Source organism: Ruegeria sp. CH2 (genome assembly GCF_056537065.1).
In genome coordinates this window covers 18,464-34,796 of record NZ_JBQFQV010000023.1, presented here as the reverse complement: position 1 = coordinate 34,796, position 16,333 = coordinate 18,464, and the positions used below count along the sequence as shown (strand labels likewise).

Below are 16,333 nucleotides of genomic sequence, written 5' to 3'. Positions count from 1 at the left end.
GGCGGCAACTGGAGCTTCGAGTTCTACATGGAACAAAAACACGTCGGCTTCGCAACCGGAAATCACAACATCATGCAGCTGGGGAAGTGAACTCGGGCAAGGGCTCTGGTACACAGACGTCGGTAAACACGAGGAGGAACTGCCATGGGAAAGATCGTACAAGCCGCGAAGATCACGCATGTGCCAAGTATCTGGATGTCCCACACGATGCCAAAATACAAAGGCATCCGGCAGTCTGCCATTGATGGTTATGCGCGCCTGCGCCAGGACGCGATAGACCGCGAGGTCGAGACCTTTCTTGTGTTCGACACCCATTGGATCACCAATCAGGGGTTTCACCTGAATACCAAAGAGCACCACAAAGGCCGCTTCATCAGTCATGAACTGCCGCACATGCTGGCAGACATGGAGTTTGATTATCGCGGAGATAACGCGTTGGGGGAAACCATCCTTGATGTTCTGCGTGAGCGCGGCGAGCGAGCGCTTGGCCATTCGCACCCTGATATGGGAATGGAATATGGCACCCTTCTGCCTATGCATTTCATCAACGAAGGGGTGAATGCGCGCGTTTTGCCCGTTGCAGTCAACCAGTTCTCGTCGATCCAGGAAAACCGCGTCTGGGGTGAGGCCATTGCCGAAGGTATCCGGCGTTCCGACCGGAACGTTTCCATACTGGCCTCTGGCTCACTCAGCCATGATTTCACGCCGAATGAGCGCTCGGTCGACGGATTGAATGCGGTAAACGGCGAGTTCAACCGCCAGATGGATATGCACGTGCTGGAGATGTGGGAACAGGGACGGTTCGAAGAGTTCCTTGAAATGCTGCCGGACTATGCGAAGAAATGCGCAGGCGAATGCGCCATGAATGACACGGCTTTGCTGTTCGGAGCTCTGGGCTGGGGCAGCTACAAGGGTGAGATCGACATCTACACCCCCTACTTCGGCAGCTCTGGCACAGGTCAGGCGAATGTCAGCTTTTCGGTCTGAAGGCAGAACTCGGGACCTTTTCATTTGAAGAAAGCACACCTGTTCGGCTTTAATCCGCGAGCCGAACGGGTAAGGTCGGGGACTGGACAAATTGGTGTTCAGTTACAAGAGAAGGCTTGCGCATGGATTGGGACGCGTTTTCGCATTGGGGTCAGCACATTTCGAAATGGGCGGCCGATTACCACAAGACACTTGCTGAACGTCCTGTTCGGGCCAAGACCACACCAGGAGAAATCGCGGCCCAGCTAAAGGCATCGCCCCCCGATAGTGGCGAGCCCATGGAAGCCATCATGGCCGATTTCGAACGAATCGTGATGCCGGGTATCACACATTGGCAACATCCCCGGTTCTTTGCCTATTTCCCGGCCAACGCAGCGCCGCCGTCGATGCTGGCTGAAATGCTGGTGACCACAATCGCGGCGCAATGCATGCTATGGCAGACCTCACCAGCTGCGACCGAGGTCGAAGGTGTCATGGTCGATTGGCTGCGGCAGGCGCTTGGATTGCCGGAAGGAACGACCGGAGTTATTCAGGACAGCGCATCATCTGCCACGTTGTCGGCTGTGCTGACCATGCGGGAACGGGCCACAGGGTTTACCGGCAACCGCGAAGGCCTGAACGCCAAGGGCGCACTGCGCATCTACTGCTCGGATCAGGTTCATTCGTCGATTGATCGGGCCTGCTGGGTTGCAGGGATCGGTCAGGACAATCTGGTGAAACTGCCGACACGTGGTCCGACCTATACGATTGATGCAGAGGCTCTTGATGTCGCAATTCAGGGTGACATCGCGGCCGGGTATGTACCTGCTGGTATCATTGCAATTACGGGCGGCACCGGGGTTGGGGCCTGCGATGATCTGGTGGCGGTGGCTGACATCGCGCAAAAATACGACCTCTATACGCATCTCGACGCGGCCTGGGCGGGGTCGGCGATGATCTGCCCCGAGCTTCGTGAGGCCCTTTGGCCCGGGGCGGATCGTTACGACAGCATTGTCTTCAACCCACATAAATGGATGGGGGCGCAGTTCGATTGCGCGATCCAGTTTCTGCGGGACGCCACGCCACAGCTCAACACGCTTAAGATCGAACCGGAATACCTCAAGACCACAGGGGCAGAGGTAACGAATTATTCGGAATGGACAATCCCTCTGGGTCGACGGTTCCGGGCATTGAAGATCTGGTTCTTGATGCGGTCATACGGTCTCGACGGGTTGCGGAGCCGAATTCGCAACCATGTGCTCTGGGCCAATGAACTTGCAGAAAAGATCGGCGCGATAGAGGGGTTTGAGATCACCACCGGCCCGATCCTGAGCCTGTTTTCCTTTCGCTGTCCAGGGGATGACGCCGCTCAGCAGCGACTGGTGGACGCGCTGAATGACGATGGCCGAATTTACCTGACGCAAGGCATGTTTAATGGCCGCAAGATCATCCGTTTTCAGGTCGGGCAATTCGACACAACCCGCGATGACGTGCTGATGGCGGCGGATGTCATCCGCGATGTCTGGGAGAGCCTGTTATGAAATTCGCAACGTTCAGTGCTGCAGGGGATACCTTCTTTTGGGTGATTACCGATGATGGTGCGATCGCCCTGAACGGTGATTTTCCTGAGTTTTCCAGCCTGTATGAAGTCATTGCCGCAGGTGAGTTTGCCCAAGCCGAAACCGAAGACTATGAATATCTAACACGCTCACTCTCGTTATGAGTGAGGGACCATCGGTGGGTAGGTCAAAGGTCACTTGTAGGTCTTTGAAGGATGAAAGGATATTGAGGAAAGCGCTTTTCCGGCAACTTCGACGAGAGTTTAGCGAGAGATAAGAAAATGTTGAAAGTCGTTATACATCAGGGGTTTCATAAAACAGGCACTCGAACACTGCAAACAATGTTGCTCAGAAATCGTTCCCGATTAAAGGGCAGAGTGAATATTCTGGTTCCGAGTGATCTGCAAGAGGCGGGCTTCTCAGCACGGCGCTTTTCTGTAGTGCAAGAAGAACGAGTGCTAAATAAGTTTCGTAAACAATTAAGACAAGCTCTGGCGCGCTTTGAAAACGAAACAGACAAACCGCTTTTGATTAGTAACGAGGAGTTTGCGGGCCTGATTCCAGGGCGTAAAAATGTGTATTCTTATTCCATGGTAACGGTTTTGTCTGAAGTGCTATTGGATGAGATCGAGAAGTTCGCTGATGGTAACGCGCGTGCAACCTTCTTTTTTACCACCAGGAACGCCTCTGATTGGATTAAGAGTGTTTATTGGCAAAACATACGTTCGAACCGAATTCAGGAAGGCCTTTCGGAATACGCGGACCTACTTCAGCAAGGCGCAGATCTTGCTGGTGTGGTTGCCCGAGTTAAGGATGCCGTATCCTCCCGAGCCGACGTCGTTTCCCTAGACACCTCAAACATGAGTGACCGTCTATTTCCCGCCACAAAGGTGCTATCGATGCTGAACGTAAGGTCCGATGATCTTACGCCTGTCAGTAACTTGAATGTCCAACCGGTTGGAGCCGCAGAGTATTTTCTGGAATTGAACAGATCAAACATGACGGACGAAGAGGTCATGGCAGCGAAACGCAATTTCTTAGACGATTTGAAGATGCGCAAAAAGTAAGAAAGAAGGCCACGCGCTCGCTGCAGCCACGGTCCTTATTGGCGCGCCTCAGGATAGCCGACCAGTCTGACCTGAGATTTCAGAATAACACACGTGACCAGCCCCAAGCGTGTTTTCCCCAAGGGGGCACGCCTATAGCTTTTGCACACCATGCATGGTCAGGGTGCTCACCAGATCGGCATAATCCTCGCGGGCTTTGGGGCCTGCGCCGGTGTTCCACATGTAATACCAGTTTAACATGCCAAAGACTGACATCGTCGCTCCCCGAAGCTTGTCCTTGGCTCCGTCAAAAGAACCGGGGGACAACTCCAGAAGTATGTCGCGTACAAAGTTCACCAGATCAAGCTGATAGCCCCGTAGCCTTTTTTGCTGTTCCTCGGTCAGTGCGCTCATGCCACTGATCTGAACCCGGTGCTCGTCATCTGCACCCTGATAGGCAAAAAGGATCTCGCGCACTGCTTTGCGCAGTTTCTGTTCGGGGCTAAGGCCGTCCAGATCAACATTGCAAATCCGGTCCCGCAACTCACGCAAGTACGTTTCAAGGATGTCATACAGGATGGCATCCTTGCTGTCATAGTAGTGGTATATGTTTGCTTTCGAGATCCCACATTCTTTGGCCAAAAGGGTCATCGAAGCACGGTCAAACCCCTGGTCGGCAAACACTTTTGCCGCCATCTTCAGGATCTGCTCTCGCTTTTGGTCGTGGTCTTTAGCAATTGTCCGGGCCACGGCTCAGTCCTTATCGCGATTGTCTACAACGCGCTTCGCCTTGCCCTGAGAGCGTTCGACGTCGCCGGGGTCCCCTACTACAATTTCGGTTGAAACGCCAACGACGTCCTTGATCCGCTTGGTCAGCATCCGAGCAGCGGCCGTTTTTGACAGCTCGTCGGTGGAATCGGGGGAGGATTCAACAAAGACCCGCATGGCATCCATGCGACCGGATTTGTAGAGCTCGATCTGGTAATAGGGGGCAAGACCGCCCGTTGCCATGACCTGTTCCTCGATCTGGCTGGGGAAGACGTTGACGCCGCGCAGGATCATCATGTCGTCACTGCGACCTGTAATTTTTGCCATCCGGCGCATGGACCGCGCCGTCCCCGGCAGCAGGCATGTCAGATCGCGTGTGCGATAGCGGATCATCGGCAACCCTTCTTTGGTTAGTGTCGTGAACACCAATTCTCCGGTTTCGCCATCGGGCAGGACTTCTCCGGTTGCCGGGTCGATGATTTCCGGCAGGAAGTGATCCTCCCAGATTACAGGCCCGTCTTTGGTTTCAACGCATTCATTGGCGACACCGGGGCCCATGATCTCGGACAGGCCATAGATATCGACGGCGTGCATGTCGAAGGCCGCCTCGACCTCGGCCCGCATCGCGTCAGTCCAGGGTTCGGCACCAAAAACGCCAACCTTCAGCGAGCTCTCACGTGGGTCGAGACCCGCCTTGTGGAACTGTTCAAGGATATTGAGCATGTAGGAGGGTGTAACCATGATCCCGTCAGGACGGAAATCGTTGATCAGGTTGACCTGTTTTTCGGTCTGCCCGCCCGACATCGGGACGACAGTCGCGCCAAGGCGTTCGATCCCGTAATGGGCACCTAGCCCACCGGTGAACAGCCCATAGCCGTAGGCGTTGTGCACCATGTCGCCCTTGCGCAGCCCAGACGCGCGAAGAGACCGCGCGCCAAGGTCAGCCCAGTTGTCTATGTCATTCTTTGTGTAGCCGACCACTGTCGGTTTGCCTGTCGTGCCGGAGGACGCGTGCAGGCGAATTATCTCGCTGCGCGGAACCGCAAAAAGACCAAACGGATAGTTGTCGCGCAGGTCGTTTTTATACGTGAACGGAAACTTTGACAGATCCGAAAGCTGCTGAAGATCGTCAGGATGCACGCCAGCCTCGTCAAAGCGCTGTTTGTACATCGGAACGTTTTCATAGGCGTGGCGCACGGACCACTTCAGCCGCTCAAGCTGTGTGGCGCGAATTTCGTCGATCGAGGCGATTTCGATCGGGTCCAGGTCCGCTTTGTTGGGGGAAAGGTCTTTCATCGCGTAACTCCTCCAGTCACGAAACTATTCTTGAAAATTCTGGCCGCCAATGGTGCGGGACATGCCGCGAAATTCAGCGATCAGAGTATTGTCTTGATTGATGACGCGGACGTCGTAGATGCCGCTGCGACCGGACAGGTTCACTTCTGTCGCGGTGGCAGTCAGGCGGTCACCCTTCCGTCCCGGTGCGAGATAGCTGACCATCGTATGCTGCGCTACAGTTGCAACATTCCGGCTGTTGCAGGCAAAGGCAAAAGCACTGTCAGCAAGAGCGTGCGTGACGCCGCCATGGCAAATACCGTGTCCGTTACAGTGATGCGGCGCAACAGTCAGCGACAGGACAGCGCGCCCTTCATCGACCTGGACAAGCTCCATCCCGAACCATTTACTGGCTTCGTCATTGGCCCACATCGCCGCCGCGGATTTTTGGGCGCGTTCTTTTGGTGTCATCATCATCTTCCCTGAAAATGCGGTGCGCGTTTTTCGAGGAAACTGGACACGCCTTCGGCATAATCAGCACTTTCCCCGCAGGTTTTCATCGCGTCCGCTTCAATTTCAAGCTGATCGGACAAGGATGTAGTGGCTGCTGTTTGAATGCACTGCTTGGTCAGACCCAAGCCAAGGGTGGGGCCGTTTGCGAGTTGCGTGGCAAGAGCGCGTGCTTCGGTCATCAACTGATCATCGGGAAGCGCCTTCCAGATCAACCCCCAGTCTTCCGCCTGTTTGGCGGTTAGGGGCATTGCTGTCAGGGCCAGCCCCTTTGCGCGCGCCTCGCCCAACAATCGGGGCAAGTGCCAGCTGCCGCCTGTGTCCGGAATCAACCCGACCTTAGAAAAACTTTGGATGAACTTCGCGCTTTCCCTGGCCAGAACCATGTCGCAGGCCAGTGCAAGGTTCGCACCCGCGCCCGCGGCCACGCCGTTGACGGCACAAACGACCGGGAAATTCAAAGACCGGATCAGTCGAACCAAAGGGGCATAGAAAGTGCGTACAGTTTTGCCCAGGTCGGGCGGGCCATCCATTTTCGAGGGATCGCGGTCTCCAAGGTCCTGACCCGCACAAAAACCGCGCCCTGCGCCGGTCAGCAAAATCGCGCGGGCACCATTTTCGCGCGCGCTCTTCAGCGCGTCGTGAAGGGCAAGATGCATCTCCTCATTGAACGAGTTCAGCTTGTCGGGGCGGTTCAGGGTTATTTCAACCCAGTTTCCGTGATCATGTACAAGGATCGTATCGCTCATGGCAGTCTCATCTGTTCCCGTGACAACTTAATCATTGCATTAACCGAACGGTTGGTCAATATATAAACCCGAACCGAATCTGGACTGATCAAAGGGATTGCAAATGCCGCAACCGTCGCTGGTGAGTGTTGACTTTAAGGGCGACGTGGCCTGGGTCACGGTCGACAACCCGCCGGTGAACGCAACCTCGACGGGGGTTCGGCAGGGTCTGGCCGACGCGGTCGATGCAGTTCAGAAAGCTCGGGTTGCCGTCCTGTGCTGCGCCGGTCGGACATTCATCGCAGGCGGTGATATGTCCGAGTTTGACGCGGCTCCGGCTGAGCCGCATTTGCCTGATGTTGTTCAGAAGATCGAAGACAGCAATGTGCCGTTTATCGCCTGTATGCACGGCAATGTGTTGGGTGGCGGGCTTGAAATTGCCATGGCCTGCGCGTGGCGGATCGCAGCGCCGGGCACCAGCTTTGGGCTGCCGGAAGTCAATGTGGGCCTGATCCCGGGGGCGGGGGGCACGCAACGATTGCCGCGCCTAGTTGGAATGGAAGCGGCGATCGACATCGCCTGTTCGGGAAAAATCCTGAAAGCCGAGGAAATGGCCAATCTCGGGGGAATTGACCTGATTGCCGATAACCCAACGGCGGCTGCTCTGGACTTTGTCGCCAACCTGCCAAAGCGCCCGGCACCTGTCAGTCAACGGCCCGTCGGTGAATTCGCGTCTGACCTTCTGGAGACGAGCCGTCAGGCTTTGAAAAGAACCGCCAGGGGTCAGCAATCACCGCTGGAAAACCTGACCGCGCTCAGCTGGTCGTCAGAACCCTTTGCTTTCGCACAGCCGAAAGAGCGTGCGCGCCATCTGGCGCTGCGTCAAAGCCCTGAAAGCCGCGCCCTGCGATACGCCTTTTTTGCCGAGCGCAAGGTGGCCAGACCTTCGATGATCGCAGGTGTTGCCCCGCGCGATATCAGCCGGATCGCAGTTGTCGGTGGCGGGTTGATGGGGGCAGGGATCGCAACCGCTGCCCTGAATGGCGGTCTTTCGGTCACTCTGATCGAGAGGGATATGGAAGCAGCGGCCGCAGCCCATGATCGGGTTGAGGGGCTGTTAAAGGGGGCAGTCAAGCGGGGCAAGATGTCCGAAGCGCAGCTACAGGAACGCCTTTCTGCATTTCGCGCCGTTGACAGCTACTCCGAAGCTGCCGACATTCAGTTGGCTATCGAGGCTGTGTTTGAAGACTTGTCAGTCAAGCAACAGGTTTTTGCAGAATTGGCGCGCCATATGCAGCGTGACGCGATTCTGGCCACGAACACGTCTTACCTGAGCCCGGTCGAGATTTTCGCGGGTATCGAAAATCAATCCCGGTGCATTGGCCTGCACTTCTTCAGCCCTGCCCATGTCATGAAGCTGTTGGAAGTCGTGCATACGCCGCAAACTTCGCCCGAAGTTGTCGCCACAGGGTTTGCGCTCGGAAAAAGGCTTCGCAAGGTTTCTGTCCTGTCGGGCATCTGCGATGGATTTATCGGCAACCGGATGTTGGCTGCGTATCGGCGCGAGGCCGATTATTTGCTGGCAGATGGGGCGTTGCCTTATCAGGTGGATCAGGCAATGCGAGCTTTCGGGATGCCCATGGGGCCTTACGAGCTGCAGGATCTGACCGGCCTCCAAATCGCCTGGGCCAACCGAAAACGCAATGCCGCAACCCGCGACCCGAACGAACGTTATGTGACGATTGCTGACCAGCTGTGCGAGATGGGTCGTCTTGGCCAACGTACGGGCAAAGGATGGTATCGCTATGAAGAGGGTCATCGCGAACCGATCCGCGATCCCGAAGTGGAGGCGTTGATCGAGTCCCACTCGGCGGATCAGGGCATAACGCGGCGGGCATATGCGCAGGACGAAATCGTGTCGCGCATCCTGGCGGTGCTGGCCAACGAGGGCGCGTTGATCATTCAGCAGGGGATCGCCGAGTCCGCGGAAGCCGTCGATATGGTTCAAATTCACGGCTACGGCTTTCCGCGCTGGCGCGGCGGGCCGATGAACTATTGCAAGGAAATCGGAGCCAACACGTCGCACGCAATGATGGAAACCGTAGCCAAGGAAAGCCCCGGTTCATGGCGCGTCGCGGGTTGTCTTGGGGACAATTAACAAGTTGATGGTTACAAAAGTGACCATTAACGCATTCTTGACTCATGTTTCACAGGGAGGAGACAGAACTATGAAATTCACAAGGTTGAGCACACTTCTTGCCTCAGCTGCACTGGCCGTTTCAGGTACAGTGGCGCTTGCGGCAGACTATACGCTGACCATTTCCAGCTGGGCCCCGCCGACCCATGGCATCAATGCCAAGATGTGGCCGAAATTCGTCGAGATGATCGAAGAGGCCACCGATGGTCAGGTCACCGCCGAACTGAAGCTGGGCCTTGCCCCGCCCCCTGCGCAGATGGACCTGATCATGGATGGCGCCGCTGATGCCTCGATCATTTTCCACGGCTATCAGCCGGGCCGGTTTGTCACCACCAAGATGATCGAACTGCCCGGATATGAAGGCTCGGCTGAGGCTGCGTCGGTCGCATATTGGCGTGCATATGACACACATTTGAAGGCGGCAGATGAACACCGTGGTGTGAAAGTGATCGCTTTGCACACACATGGTCCGGCTCAGCTGCATTCCAGCAACCCGGTAACAACACTGGACGAAGTCTCGGGCCTCAAGGTTCGCATCCCCGGCGGTGTTGGTGGTGACGTGGGCACGGCGCTGGGTGCAACCGGTATCCAGGTTCCTGCACCGAAAGTGTATGAAACCTTGGCTTCCAAAGCCGCAGATGGCGTCGTCATGCCCTTTGAATCCCGCAAAGGTTTCAAGCTGACGGAAGTGGCCCAGAACGTCTATGAGGTCCCTGGCGGCCTGTATCGCGGTTCGTTTGCCTTTATTATGAACGAAGACACCTTTGCTGATCTGCCCGCCGATCTGCAGGCAGCGCTGGAAGAAAACGTTTTCGGGGAACCGCTGAGCCGCGAAATTGGCAAGATCTGGGATGAGATCGATGCGATCGGCCGGGAAGAGACCGAAGGCACCGAAGGTAACGCAATCCATGCCGCATCCGCTGAAGATCTGGAAAAGTTCAATGCGATTGCCGCGGATGTACGCGCCAAGGTTATCGACGAAGTCAATGGCACAGGCATCGACGCCCAGGCCGCCTACGACATGATCGTAAATGAAATGGCTGCGCAATAACGCAGTCGGGCTGGCGGACGCGATCCGCCAGCCGATTTCACCCGCTGGGGACCCGTTATGCAATCTCTCGTGACCTTTGCGCGTCGCGTCAGTATCGTGCCCACGCTGCTGGCCTGTGCCGCGCTGTTCATCCTGATGGTGATGACCTTCTTTGATGTCATCCTACGTTCTGTTTTTAATGCCCCGATCGAGGCGGCCACGGAACTGACCCGGATCCTGATGGCCGTCCTCGTGTTCTCGGTCTTGCCGATGATCTCAGCAGGCAAGGGTCAAATCGCTGTGGATCTGACGGATGGGCTGTTTTCACGCCTGCGGTTAAGTCGGGTACGTGATGCGATTGTATATCTGTTCTCTGGCATCATGCTTTTTTGGCCAATTCAGCGTGTCTGGGTATTGGCTGAACGTGCGCGGGATTACGGGGACGTCACGGAATATCTTTCGATCCCAGTCTTCTATGTAGGCTGGTTCATCTCGGGGTTCATAGCGATCACCGCTGTTGCAATGATCATCACCGGCTTCTTGCACTTCTTTGCCCCCCATACCTTGTCGGAGCACCCCCAATGACCGCTGCGCTGATCGGTTTTGTTCTTGTTCTTGTTCTTGTGCTGGTGCGCTTGCCTATCGTGTTTGCAATGGGATTGGTCGGAACGCTTGGCTTTGCCTATGAACGCGGCGGCAGCATTCTGTCCGAGCGCGGGTTAAAGGCCGCGATGTCGATGGTGGGTCGTCAGATCACCGACACCGCGCAGGATTACGGCCTGTCGGTGGTCCCGCTGTTCATCCTTATGGGCCTATTCGTGAACAAGGGTGGGCTTGCGCGTGAGCTTTACGCAGTTTCAAACGCTTTTCTGGGCCATTTTCGGGGTGGTATCGCCATGGCGACGGTTGCGGCATGCGGAGGCTTTTCAGCCATTTGCGGCTCGTCTCTGGCAACGGCGGCCACCATGTCCAAGGTCGCAATGCCGGAGATGCGCCGCTATGGCTATTCCGACGAGCTGTCGACAGCATCGATTGCAGCGGGCGGCACACTTGGAATTCTTATTCCGCCGTCGGTGATCCTGGTCATCTACGGGCTGCTGACCGAAACCTCGATTGGGAAACTTTTCGTTGCGGGTATCATTCCCGGCCTGCTTGGCATTCTGTTCTACCTGCTCGCCGTGCGCTGGACCGTCGCGCGCAAGCCCGAGTCAGGACCGGCGGGCGAACGCCACGGCTGGGCCGAGCGTCTGTCCGCAGTTCGCTCGGTCTGGGCCGTCTTGCTGCTGTTCTTTCTGGTGATTGGTGGATTGTACGGTGCTTTTGATTTTCATCCGTTGAACCTGACCTTCAGCCCGACCGAGGCGGCAGGCATGGGTGCAATGGGCGCTTTCCTGATCGCTCTGTCACGAGGTGGGCTTACTTTGGGGTCGACTTTTGAGGTGCTGAAGGAAACCGCCTATACCGCCGCAGCATTGTTTTCGGTTCTGATCGGCGCACAGATCTTTTCGAATTTCATCAACCTTGCCGGTCTGCCTGAAGCGCTCATCGCATTGGTTACGGCGTACGACGTTGAACCCTTTGTGGTGATCCTGATGATCCTTGGGATCTACATCATTTTGGGTTGCGTCTTTGAATCCCTTTCGATGCTGCTGCTGACAGTGCCGATCTTTTTCCCGCTGGTCACGTCGTTGGGGTATGACCCGATCTGGTTCGGCATTGTTGTGGTTGTCGTGACCGAAATCAGCCTGATCACTCCACCCGTCGGTTTGAACGTTTTCATTCTGAAAGGCGTGGTCGGAGATGTGTCAACAGGAACAATCTTCAAGGGTGTTACTCCGTTCTGGGTAGCGGATATCTTACGGCTGGCCCTGATCGTTCTGGTGCCATGGTTAGTGTTGGTTCTGCCTGAACAAATGGGGGCGATGGGGCACTGATGTTCTCTCTGACCGCGCTTCCGGACGGGTTTCACACAGACCCCTATCCTGCCTACGCCGTTATGCGCGAAGATACGCCCGTCTGCTGGCAACGTGACGGATCGGTTATCCTGTCCCGATACGAGGATCTGGACCTTGTTTACCGGGACACCTCGCGATTCATATCGGACAAGAAAGCGGTATTTGGTCCCAAATACGGGGTCGACAGCCCCTTGTATGAACACCACACCACCAGTTTGGTGTTTAATGACCCGCCGCTGCATACCCGTGTTCGCAAGGTAATGGTCGGCGCGATGAATCCGCGCGCGTTGGCGCAAATGGAACCGGGTCTGATCCAGCTTGTCGATGGGCTGCTGGACGAGATGCAGGTCAAGGGCAACGTCGAACTGATCGAGGATTTTGCCGGGGCAATCCCGATCGAGATCATCGGCAATCTGCTGGGTATACCACGATCCGAACGCGGGCCATTGCGCGATTGGTCTCTGGCCATTCTTGGTGCGTTGGAGCCGCAATTGACGCCGGAGCAGGAAGAGTGGGGTAATCGCTCGGTCTCGGACTTCAAGGACTTCCTGCGGCATATCATCGAGGATCGTCGCGCCAACCCCGGAGATCCGGCAACGGATGTCCTGACCCGGCTGATCCAGGACGACACGGATGGTGGCCTGACCGAGGTCGAGCTGTATCAGAACTGCATTTTCATCCTGAATGCTGGGCATGAGACCACAACGAACCTGATCGGCAACGCATTGGAGCTGTTGAACCGGCACCGCGACAAGCGGGCGGAGTTGCTGGCCGACCCGGATCTGATCGGTTCGGCCGTGGACGAGTTTCTGCGGCTGGAAAGCCCGAACCAGTTCGGCAATCGCCTGACCACCGTTGATGTAACGTTCCACGGTCAGTCCATTCCGGCTGGTACTGATGTTCATCTGTGTATCGGTGCGGCCAACCGTGATCCACGGCAGTTTGACCAGCCCGACGAGATGATCTTGGACAGACGCCCCAACAAGCATCACGCCTTTGCCGGAGGGCCTCATACCTGCGTTGGTCTGACTCTCGCGCGTCTGGAGGGCCGGGTGGCCGTGGGCCGGTTTCTGGCCCGTTTTCCAGACTATCGCATCACCGACGGCGCCGAACGGGGCGGGCGCATCCGGTTTCGGGGGTTTGCACGTTTACCCGCGCGGGTCTGAGAAATCCGGCGAGGGAAATTTGCTCGGTAATTTATTGACCGACCGTACGGTTTAAAATATGATTTCACGAGACCGGCTTGTGGCAGCGCGGGGATCGCGACTTAGATGAGGAGACACTCATGACTATCCAACAGATTTCCAGCTTTGCAGCCGGTGAGTGGGTTTTGCCCGGCGAGGGTGCCCGCGCGATAGCTAGCGCTGTGACCGGCGAGGTTATCGCCACAGCGGGTAACAATGCTTTGGATGTACAGGGGATGTTGGACTATGCGCGCAATGTCGGGGGGCCGGCACTGCGCAATATGACGTTCCATGAACGGGCCAAAATGCTCAAGGCGCTGTCCGTCCATTTGGGTCAGCACAAGCAGGCGATGTATGACTTGTCTTTCAACACCGGTGCCACGCAATCGGATCATATGATTGATATCGACGGCGGCATCGGAACGATGTTTGTCTTTGCCGCAAAAGGCCGTCGTGAAATGCCGGACGGTCATGTCTATCTGGATGGCGATGTCGAGCAGCTTTCGCGCAACGGTACTTTCCTGGGGCAGCACATCTGCATCCCGCTACAAGGCGTGGCAATTCACATCAACGCGTTCAATTTTCCGGTTTGGGGGATGCTGGAAAAGCTTGCCCCAACCCTTCTGGCGGGCGTTCCGGCGATTGTAAAACCCGCCACGAGCTCGTGTTATGTGACCGAGCTGTGTGTTCGGTTGATGCTTGAGTCCGGCATCTTGCCAGCGGGTGCATTGCAGTTGGTCTCGGGTGGTTTGGGTGACATGCTGGACCGTCTGACCATGCAGGACGTGGTCAGCTTTACCGGATCCGCCGATACAGCCCTGAAACTGCGCTCCAACCCGGTGATCCTTGAGAACTCGGTACGGTTTGTCGCGGAACAGGACAGCCTAAACTGTTCGATCCTTGGCCCCGATGCCGCGCCGGGCACGCCGGAATTTGACCTCTTCGTGAAGGAAGTCCAGCGCGAGATGACCACGAAGGCAGGGCAGAAATGCACCGCAATCCGTCGGATCATCGCGCCCGAACCGCAGGTACAGGTGGTAATTGACGCGTTGTCGGCACGTCTGGCGAAAACGACCATTGGCGACCCAAAGCTGGAAACCACCCGCATGGGTGCGTTGGTTTCGAACGGTCAGAAGCGTGATGTTCTGGAAAAGGCCGCCATTCTCGGCCAAGAGGCCGAGCGTGTCTTCGGCAACCCCGATGATTTCGCGGTTGAGGGCGCTGATGCCGAAAAGGGTGCGTTCCTGCCGCCCATGCTCTTCCATTGCGCTAATCCTGACGCGGCGCAGCGTGTGCACGACACTGAAGCCTTTGGTCCGGTCAGCACAGTGATGGGGTATCGCGATCTTGACCATGCCATCGAACTGGCGAACCGGGGGCAGGGCTCTCTGGTGGCGTCGGTGATCACCCATGATCCCGAGGTTGCGCGACAGGTTGCCATGGGATCAGGGGCTTATCACGGGCGTCTGTATTTCAACAACCGCGACTCGATGAAGGAATCCACCGGTCATGGCTCACCTCTGCCGCACATGGTTCATGGCGGTCCGGGACGCGCCGGTGGCGGCGAAGAAATGGGCGGGGTACGGGGTGTGAAACACTATATGCAGCGCACCGCCATTCAGGGTTCGCCCGATCTGCTGACAGCGATTGGCCGGAAATGGGTGCCTGGCGCGACCGAAATCGAAGGTCCTGCTCATCCCTTTACCCGCCGGTTTCACGATCTGTCGATTGGTGAGACCCTTTACACGGCGCCAAGAACCATCACCATGGAGGACATTGAACACTTCGCCAACTTCACCGGTGATACCTTCTATGCGCATATGGATCAGGCGGCGGCGGAACGTAACCCGTTCTTCCCGGGTCGCGTTGCACATGGATACTTGCTGTTGTCTTTCGCAGCCGGATTGTTCGTCGAACCGAACGAGGGGCCGGTTTTGGCAAATACCGGTCTTGACGGGCTGCGTTTCATGAAACCGGTCGAGGCAGGTGACACCATCAAGGTGCGTTTGACGGTCAAGCACAAGACCAAGCGCAATGATGACTACGGCGAGGTTCGCTGGCACGTTACCCTGACACAGCAGGATGATGAGCTGGTCGCAGAATACGAGTTGCTGACCATGGTTGCCTACTAGGCACAAGTGCAGGTGCGCAGGGGCTGGATGGCATTTCCCTCCGGCCCGATTATACTGTGCTTATGAAAGATACGGCTCCAGAATGGTTCGAAACCTGCGTCAGCCAGTTGACCACAACTGGCACGCAACGTGTGTGGTCAGTTCTGGTCACGATATTCGGTGATCTGGCCCAGAGCGGGTCTGACCAGGTTAGCGGCGCGTTGATCACAGCACTGACCAACCTTGCGGGGATCAAGGCCGAAGCCACGCGTGTTGCGCTGCACAGGCTGCGCAAGGAAGGCTGGATCGAAAGCACGCGGGTCGGGCGAAACAGCGTGCACAGACTGACCGAATATGGCCGCAGTCAAAGCGCCGCCGCTGCCCCGCGCATCTATTCCAGCGAGACGAATACGCCAGAAACCTGGCATGTGCTTGTTGCCAGCAGTTCAGAAAGTTCGCGAAAAGAGCTGGCAGATCTGATGCTTACTGGAGACTATATTTCAGTTAACCACACAACAGCCATGTCGGCAGGACCCGTCCCGGAGAACCTTGAAGAACTGCTGGGTGTTGAAAGCAGCGCTACTTCGATCCCCGGCTGGCTGCGCGACCTTTGTGGCCCTGAAGTGCTGAAGTCTGCCTATGATCAGTTTTTGCATTCCATTCAAATCACCGAGCAAATGCTGCCTGTCGATGGCGTCGGCGATCCGCTTAAAATAGCGGTGCTGCGCGTATTGATTGTGCATGGGTGGCGTCGTTTGGTCCTGCGCCATCCGTCCCTGCCTCCGGCCTTTTTGCCCGCCGATTGGAAGGGCGCGGAGTGTCGCGCGGCGGTGTCCCGACTGCTGGGACAATTGTCCAAACCGGATCTTGCAACGCTGGAATCTGCGGCGGGTGGTTGACTCGTTTTTTGCCGAGCTCGGGATGGCGCTCTTGGGGGTTGGAAGACGGATGTGAAAGAAGTGCCATTTAATGTTACAGAAAGCTGACAGAAGCGATTACGTGGT

The 16,333-nt window shown here is 56.6% G+C and carries 15 protein-coding genes; 11 read left to right on the top strand and 4 right to left on the bottom strand.

All coding sequences use genetic code 11. The features are described 5' to 3' along the window. Nucleotides 1-144: 144 nt before the first annotated feature. The 4 genes from hpaD (at nucleotide 145) to ACR0M9_RS19785 (ending at nucleotide 3,592) form a co-directional block, all read left to right on the top strand. Nucleotides 145-987, top strand: coding sequence for a 3,4-dihydroxyphenylacetate 2,3-dioxygenase (hpaD, locus tag ACR0M9_RS19800; protein ID WP_480484866.1), 843 nt, complete (start codon nucleotides 145-147; stop codon nucleotides 985-987). 122 nt (nucleotides 988-1,109) lie between these two features. Next, nucleotides 1,110-2,507 carry a pyridoxal phosphate-dependent decarboxylase family protein gene (locus ACR0M9_RS19795; RefSeq protein WP_480478158.1) on the top strand — a complete coding sequence of 466 codons (1,398 nt, stop codon included), beginning with the start codon at nucleotides 1,110-1,112 and terminating at the stop codon, nucleotides 2,505-2,507. Then, nucleotides 2,504-2,689 carry a hypothetical protein gene (locus ACR0M9_RS19790; protein WP_480478160.1) on the top strand — a complete coding sequence of 62 codons (186 nt, stop codon included), beginning with the start codon at nucleotides 2,504-2,506 and terminating at the stop codon, nucleotides 2,687-2,689. Before ACR0M9_RS19795 ends, ACR0M9_RS19790 begins: the two co-directional genes overlap by 4 nt. Before the next feature lie 213 nt (nucleotides 2,690-2,902). Continuing rightward, complete coding sequence (locus ACR0M9_RS19785) at nucleotides 2,903-3,592, top strand: hypothetical protein (RefSeq protein WP_480774450.1); 690 nt, start codon at nucleotides 2,903-2,905, stop codon at nucleotides 3,590-3,592. Between the two features lie 132 nt (nucleotides 3,593-3,724). Here the strand turns inward: ACR0M9_RS19785 and ACR0M9_RS19780 are convergent, their stop codons facing one another. From ACR0M9_RS19780 to paaG, 4 genes are read right to left on the bottom strand one after another with little or no spacing between them, the layout of a single operon-like run. Next, nucleotides 3,725-4,321: a TetR/AcrR family transcriptional regulator gene (locus tag ACR0M9_RS19780; protein WP_480478162.1), complete on the bottom strand. Its 597-nt coding sequence runs from the start codon at nucleotides 4,319-4,321 to the stop codon at nucleotides 3,725-3,727. Nucleotides 4,322-4,324: 3 nt separating this feature from the next. Continuing rightward, nucleotides 4,325-5,635, bottom strand: a complete 1,311-nt coding sequence (gene paaK, locus ACR0M9_RS19775) for a phenylacetate--CoA ligase PaaK (protein WP_267365260.1) — start codon at nucleotides 5,633-5,635, stop codon at nucleotides 4,325-4,327. Between the two features lie 24 nt (nucleotides 5,636-5,659). Then, on the bottom strand, nucleotides 5,660-6,085 hold the full coding sequence (gene paaI, locus ACR0M9_RS19770) for a hydroxyphenylacetyl-CoA thioesterase PaaI (protein WP_480774449.1): 426 nt from the start codon (nucleotides 6,083-6,085) through the stop codon (nucleotides 5,660-5,662). Nucleotides 6,086-6,087: 2 nt separating this feature from the next. Further along, a complete protein-coding gene (paaG, locus tag ACR0M9_RS19765) occupies nucleotides 6,088-6,873 on the bottom strand; it encodes a 2-(1,2-epoxy-1,2-dihydrophenyl)acetyl-CoA isomerase PaaG (RefSeq protein ID WP_480774448.1) in 786 nt (261 codons plus the stop codon). 103 nt (nucleotides 6,874-6,976) lie between these two features. On the opposite strand from paaG, the gene ACR0M9_RS19760 reads away from it, so the two are divergent. The 7 genes from ACR0M9_RS19760 to ACR0M9_RS19730 all read left to right on the top strand — a co-directional run bounded on the left by ACR0M9_RS19760 (nucleotide 6,977) and on the right by ACR0M9_RS19730 (nucleotide 16,228). Beyond that, a complete protein-coding gene (locus ACR0M9_RS19760) occupies nucleotides 6,977-9,010 on the top strand; it encodes an FAD-dependent oxidoreductase (RefSeq protein WP_480774447.1) in 2,034 nt (677 codons plus the stop codon). 70 nt (nucleotides 9,011-9,080) lie between these two features. Further along, a complete protein-coding gene (locus ACR0M9_RS19755; protein ID WP_480774446.1) occupies nucleotides 9,081-10,100 on the top strand; it encodes a TRAP transporter substrate-binding protein in 1,020 nt (339 codons plus the stop codon). 57 nt (nucleotides 10,101-10,157) lie between these two features. Beyond that, nucleotides 10,158-10,664 carry a TRAP transporter small permease gene (locus tag ACR0M9_RS19750; RefSeq protein WP_209507551.1) on the top strand — a complete coding sequence of 169 codons (507 nt, stop codon included), beginning with the start codon at nucleotides 10,158-10,160 and terminating at the stop codon, nucleotides 10,662-10,664. Further along, complete coding sequence (locus tag ACR0M9_RS19745; protein ID WP_480774445.1) at nucleotides 10,661-12,013, top strand: TRAP transporter large permease; 1,353 nt, start codon at nucleotides 10,661-10,663, stop codon at nucleotides 12,011-12,013. The genes ACR0M9_RS19750 and ACR0M9_RS19745 overlap by 4 nt, the downstream gene beginning before the upstream one ends. Next, nucleotides 12,013-13,200, top strand: a complete 1,188-nt coding sequence (locus ACR0M9_RS19740; RefSeq protein WP_480489209.1) for a cytochrome P450 — start codon at nucleotides 12,013-12,015, stop codon at nucleotides 13,198-13,200. Before ACR0M9_RS19745 ends, ACR0M9_RS19740 begins: the two co-directional genes overlap by 1 nt. A gap of 119 nt (nucleotides 13,201-13,319) precedes the next feature. Next, the gene (gene paaZ, locus ACR0M9_RS19735) at nucleotides 13,320-15,350 is read left to right on the top strand and encodes a phenylacetic acid degradation bifunctional protein PaaZ (protein ID WP_480774444.1); all 2,031 of its coding nucleotides are present in this window, start codon (nucleotides 13,320-13,322) and stop codon (nucleotides 15,348-15,350) included. A gap of 62 nt (nucleotides 15,351-15,412) precedes the next feature. Continuing rightward, a complete protein-coding gene (locus ACR0M9_RS19730; RefSeq protein WP_480484856.1) occupies nucleotides 15,413-16,228 on the top strand; it encodes a PaaX family transcriptional regulator C-terminal domain-containing protein in 816 nt (271 codons plus the stop codon). Nucleotides 16,229-16,333 lie beyond the last annotated feature (105 nt).

Excerpts from the sequence above, each read along its gene's own strand:
- paaZ (WP_480774444.1), top strand. The coding sequence starts at position 13,320 with ATGACTATCCAACAGATTTCCAGCTTTGCAGCCGGTGAGTGGGTTTTG.
- ACR0M9_RS19760 (WP_480774447.1), top strand. The coding sequence starts at position 6,977 with ATGCCGCAACCGTCGCTGGTGAGTGTTGACTTTAAGGGCGACGTGGCC.
- paaI (WP_480774449.1), bottom strand. The coding sequence starts at position 6,085 with ATGACACCAAAAGAACGCGCCCAAAAATCCGCGGCGGCGATGTGGGCC.
- ACR0M9_RS19740 (WP_480489209.1), top strand. The coding sequence starts at position 12,013 with ATGTTCTCTCTGACCGCGCTTCCGGACGGGTTTCACACAGACCCCTAT.
- ACR0M9_RS19745 (WP_480774445.1), top strand. The coding sequence starts at position 10,661 with ATGACCGCTGCGCTGATCGGTTTTGTTCTTGTTCTTGTTCTTGTGCTG.
- ACR0M9_RS19750 (WP_209507551.1), top strand. The coding sequence starts at position 10,158 with ATGCAATCTCTCGTGACCTTTGCGCGTCGCGTCAGTATCGTGCCCACG.
- hpaD (WP_480484866.1), top strand. The coding sequence starts at position 145 with ATGGGAAAGATCGTACAAGCCGCGAAGATCACGCATGTGCCAAGTATC.
- paaK (WP_267365260.1), bottom strand. The coding sequence starts at position 5,635 with ATGAAAGACCTTTCCCCCAACAAAGCGGACCTGGACCCGATCGAAATC.
- ACR0M9_RS19755 (WP_480774446.1), top strand. The coding sequence starts at position 9,081 with ATGAAATTCACAAGGTTGAGCACACTTCTTGCCTCAGCTGCACTGGCC.
- paaG (WP_480774448.1), bottom strand. The coding sequence starts at position 6,873 with ATGAGCGATACGATCCTTGTACATGATCACGGAAACTGGGTTGAAATA.
- ACR0M9_RS19795 (WP_480478158.1), top strand. The coding sequence starts at position 1,110 with ATGGATTGGGACGCGTTTTCGCATTGGGGTCAGCACATTTCGAAATGG.
- ACR0M9_RS19730 (WP_480484856.1), top strand. The coding sequence starts at position 15,413 with ATGAAAGATACGGCTCCAGAATGGTTCGAAACCTGCGTCAGCCAGTTG.
- ACR0M9_RS19790 (WP_480478160.1), top strand. The coding sequence starts at position 2,504 with ATGAAATTCGCAACGTTCAGTGCTGCAGGGGATACCTTCTTTTGGGTG.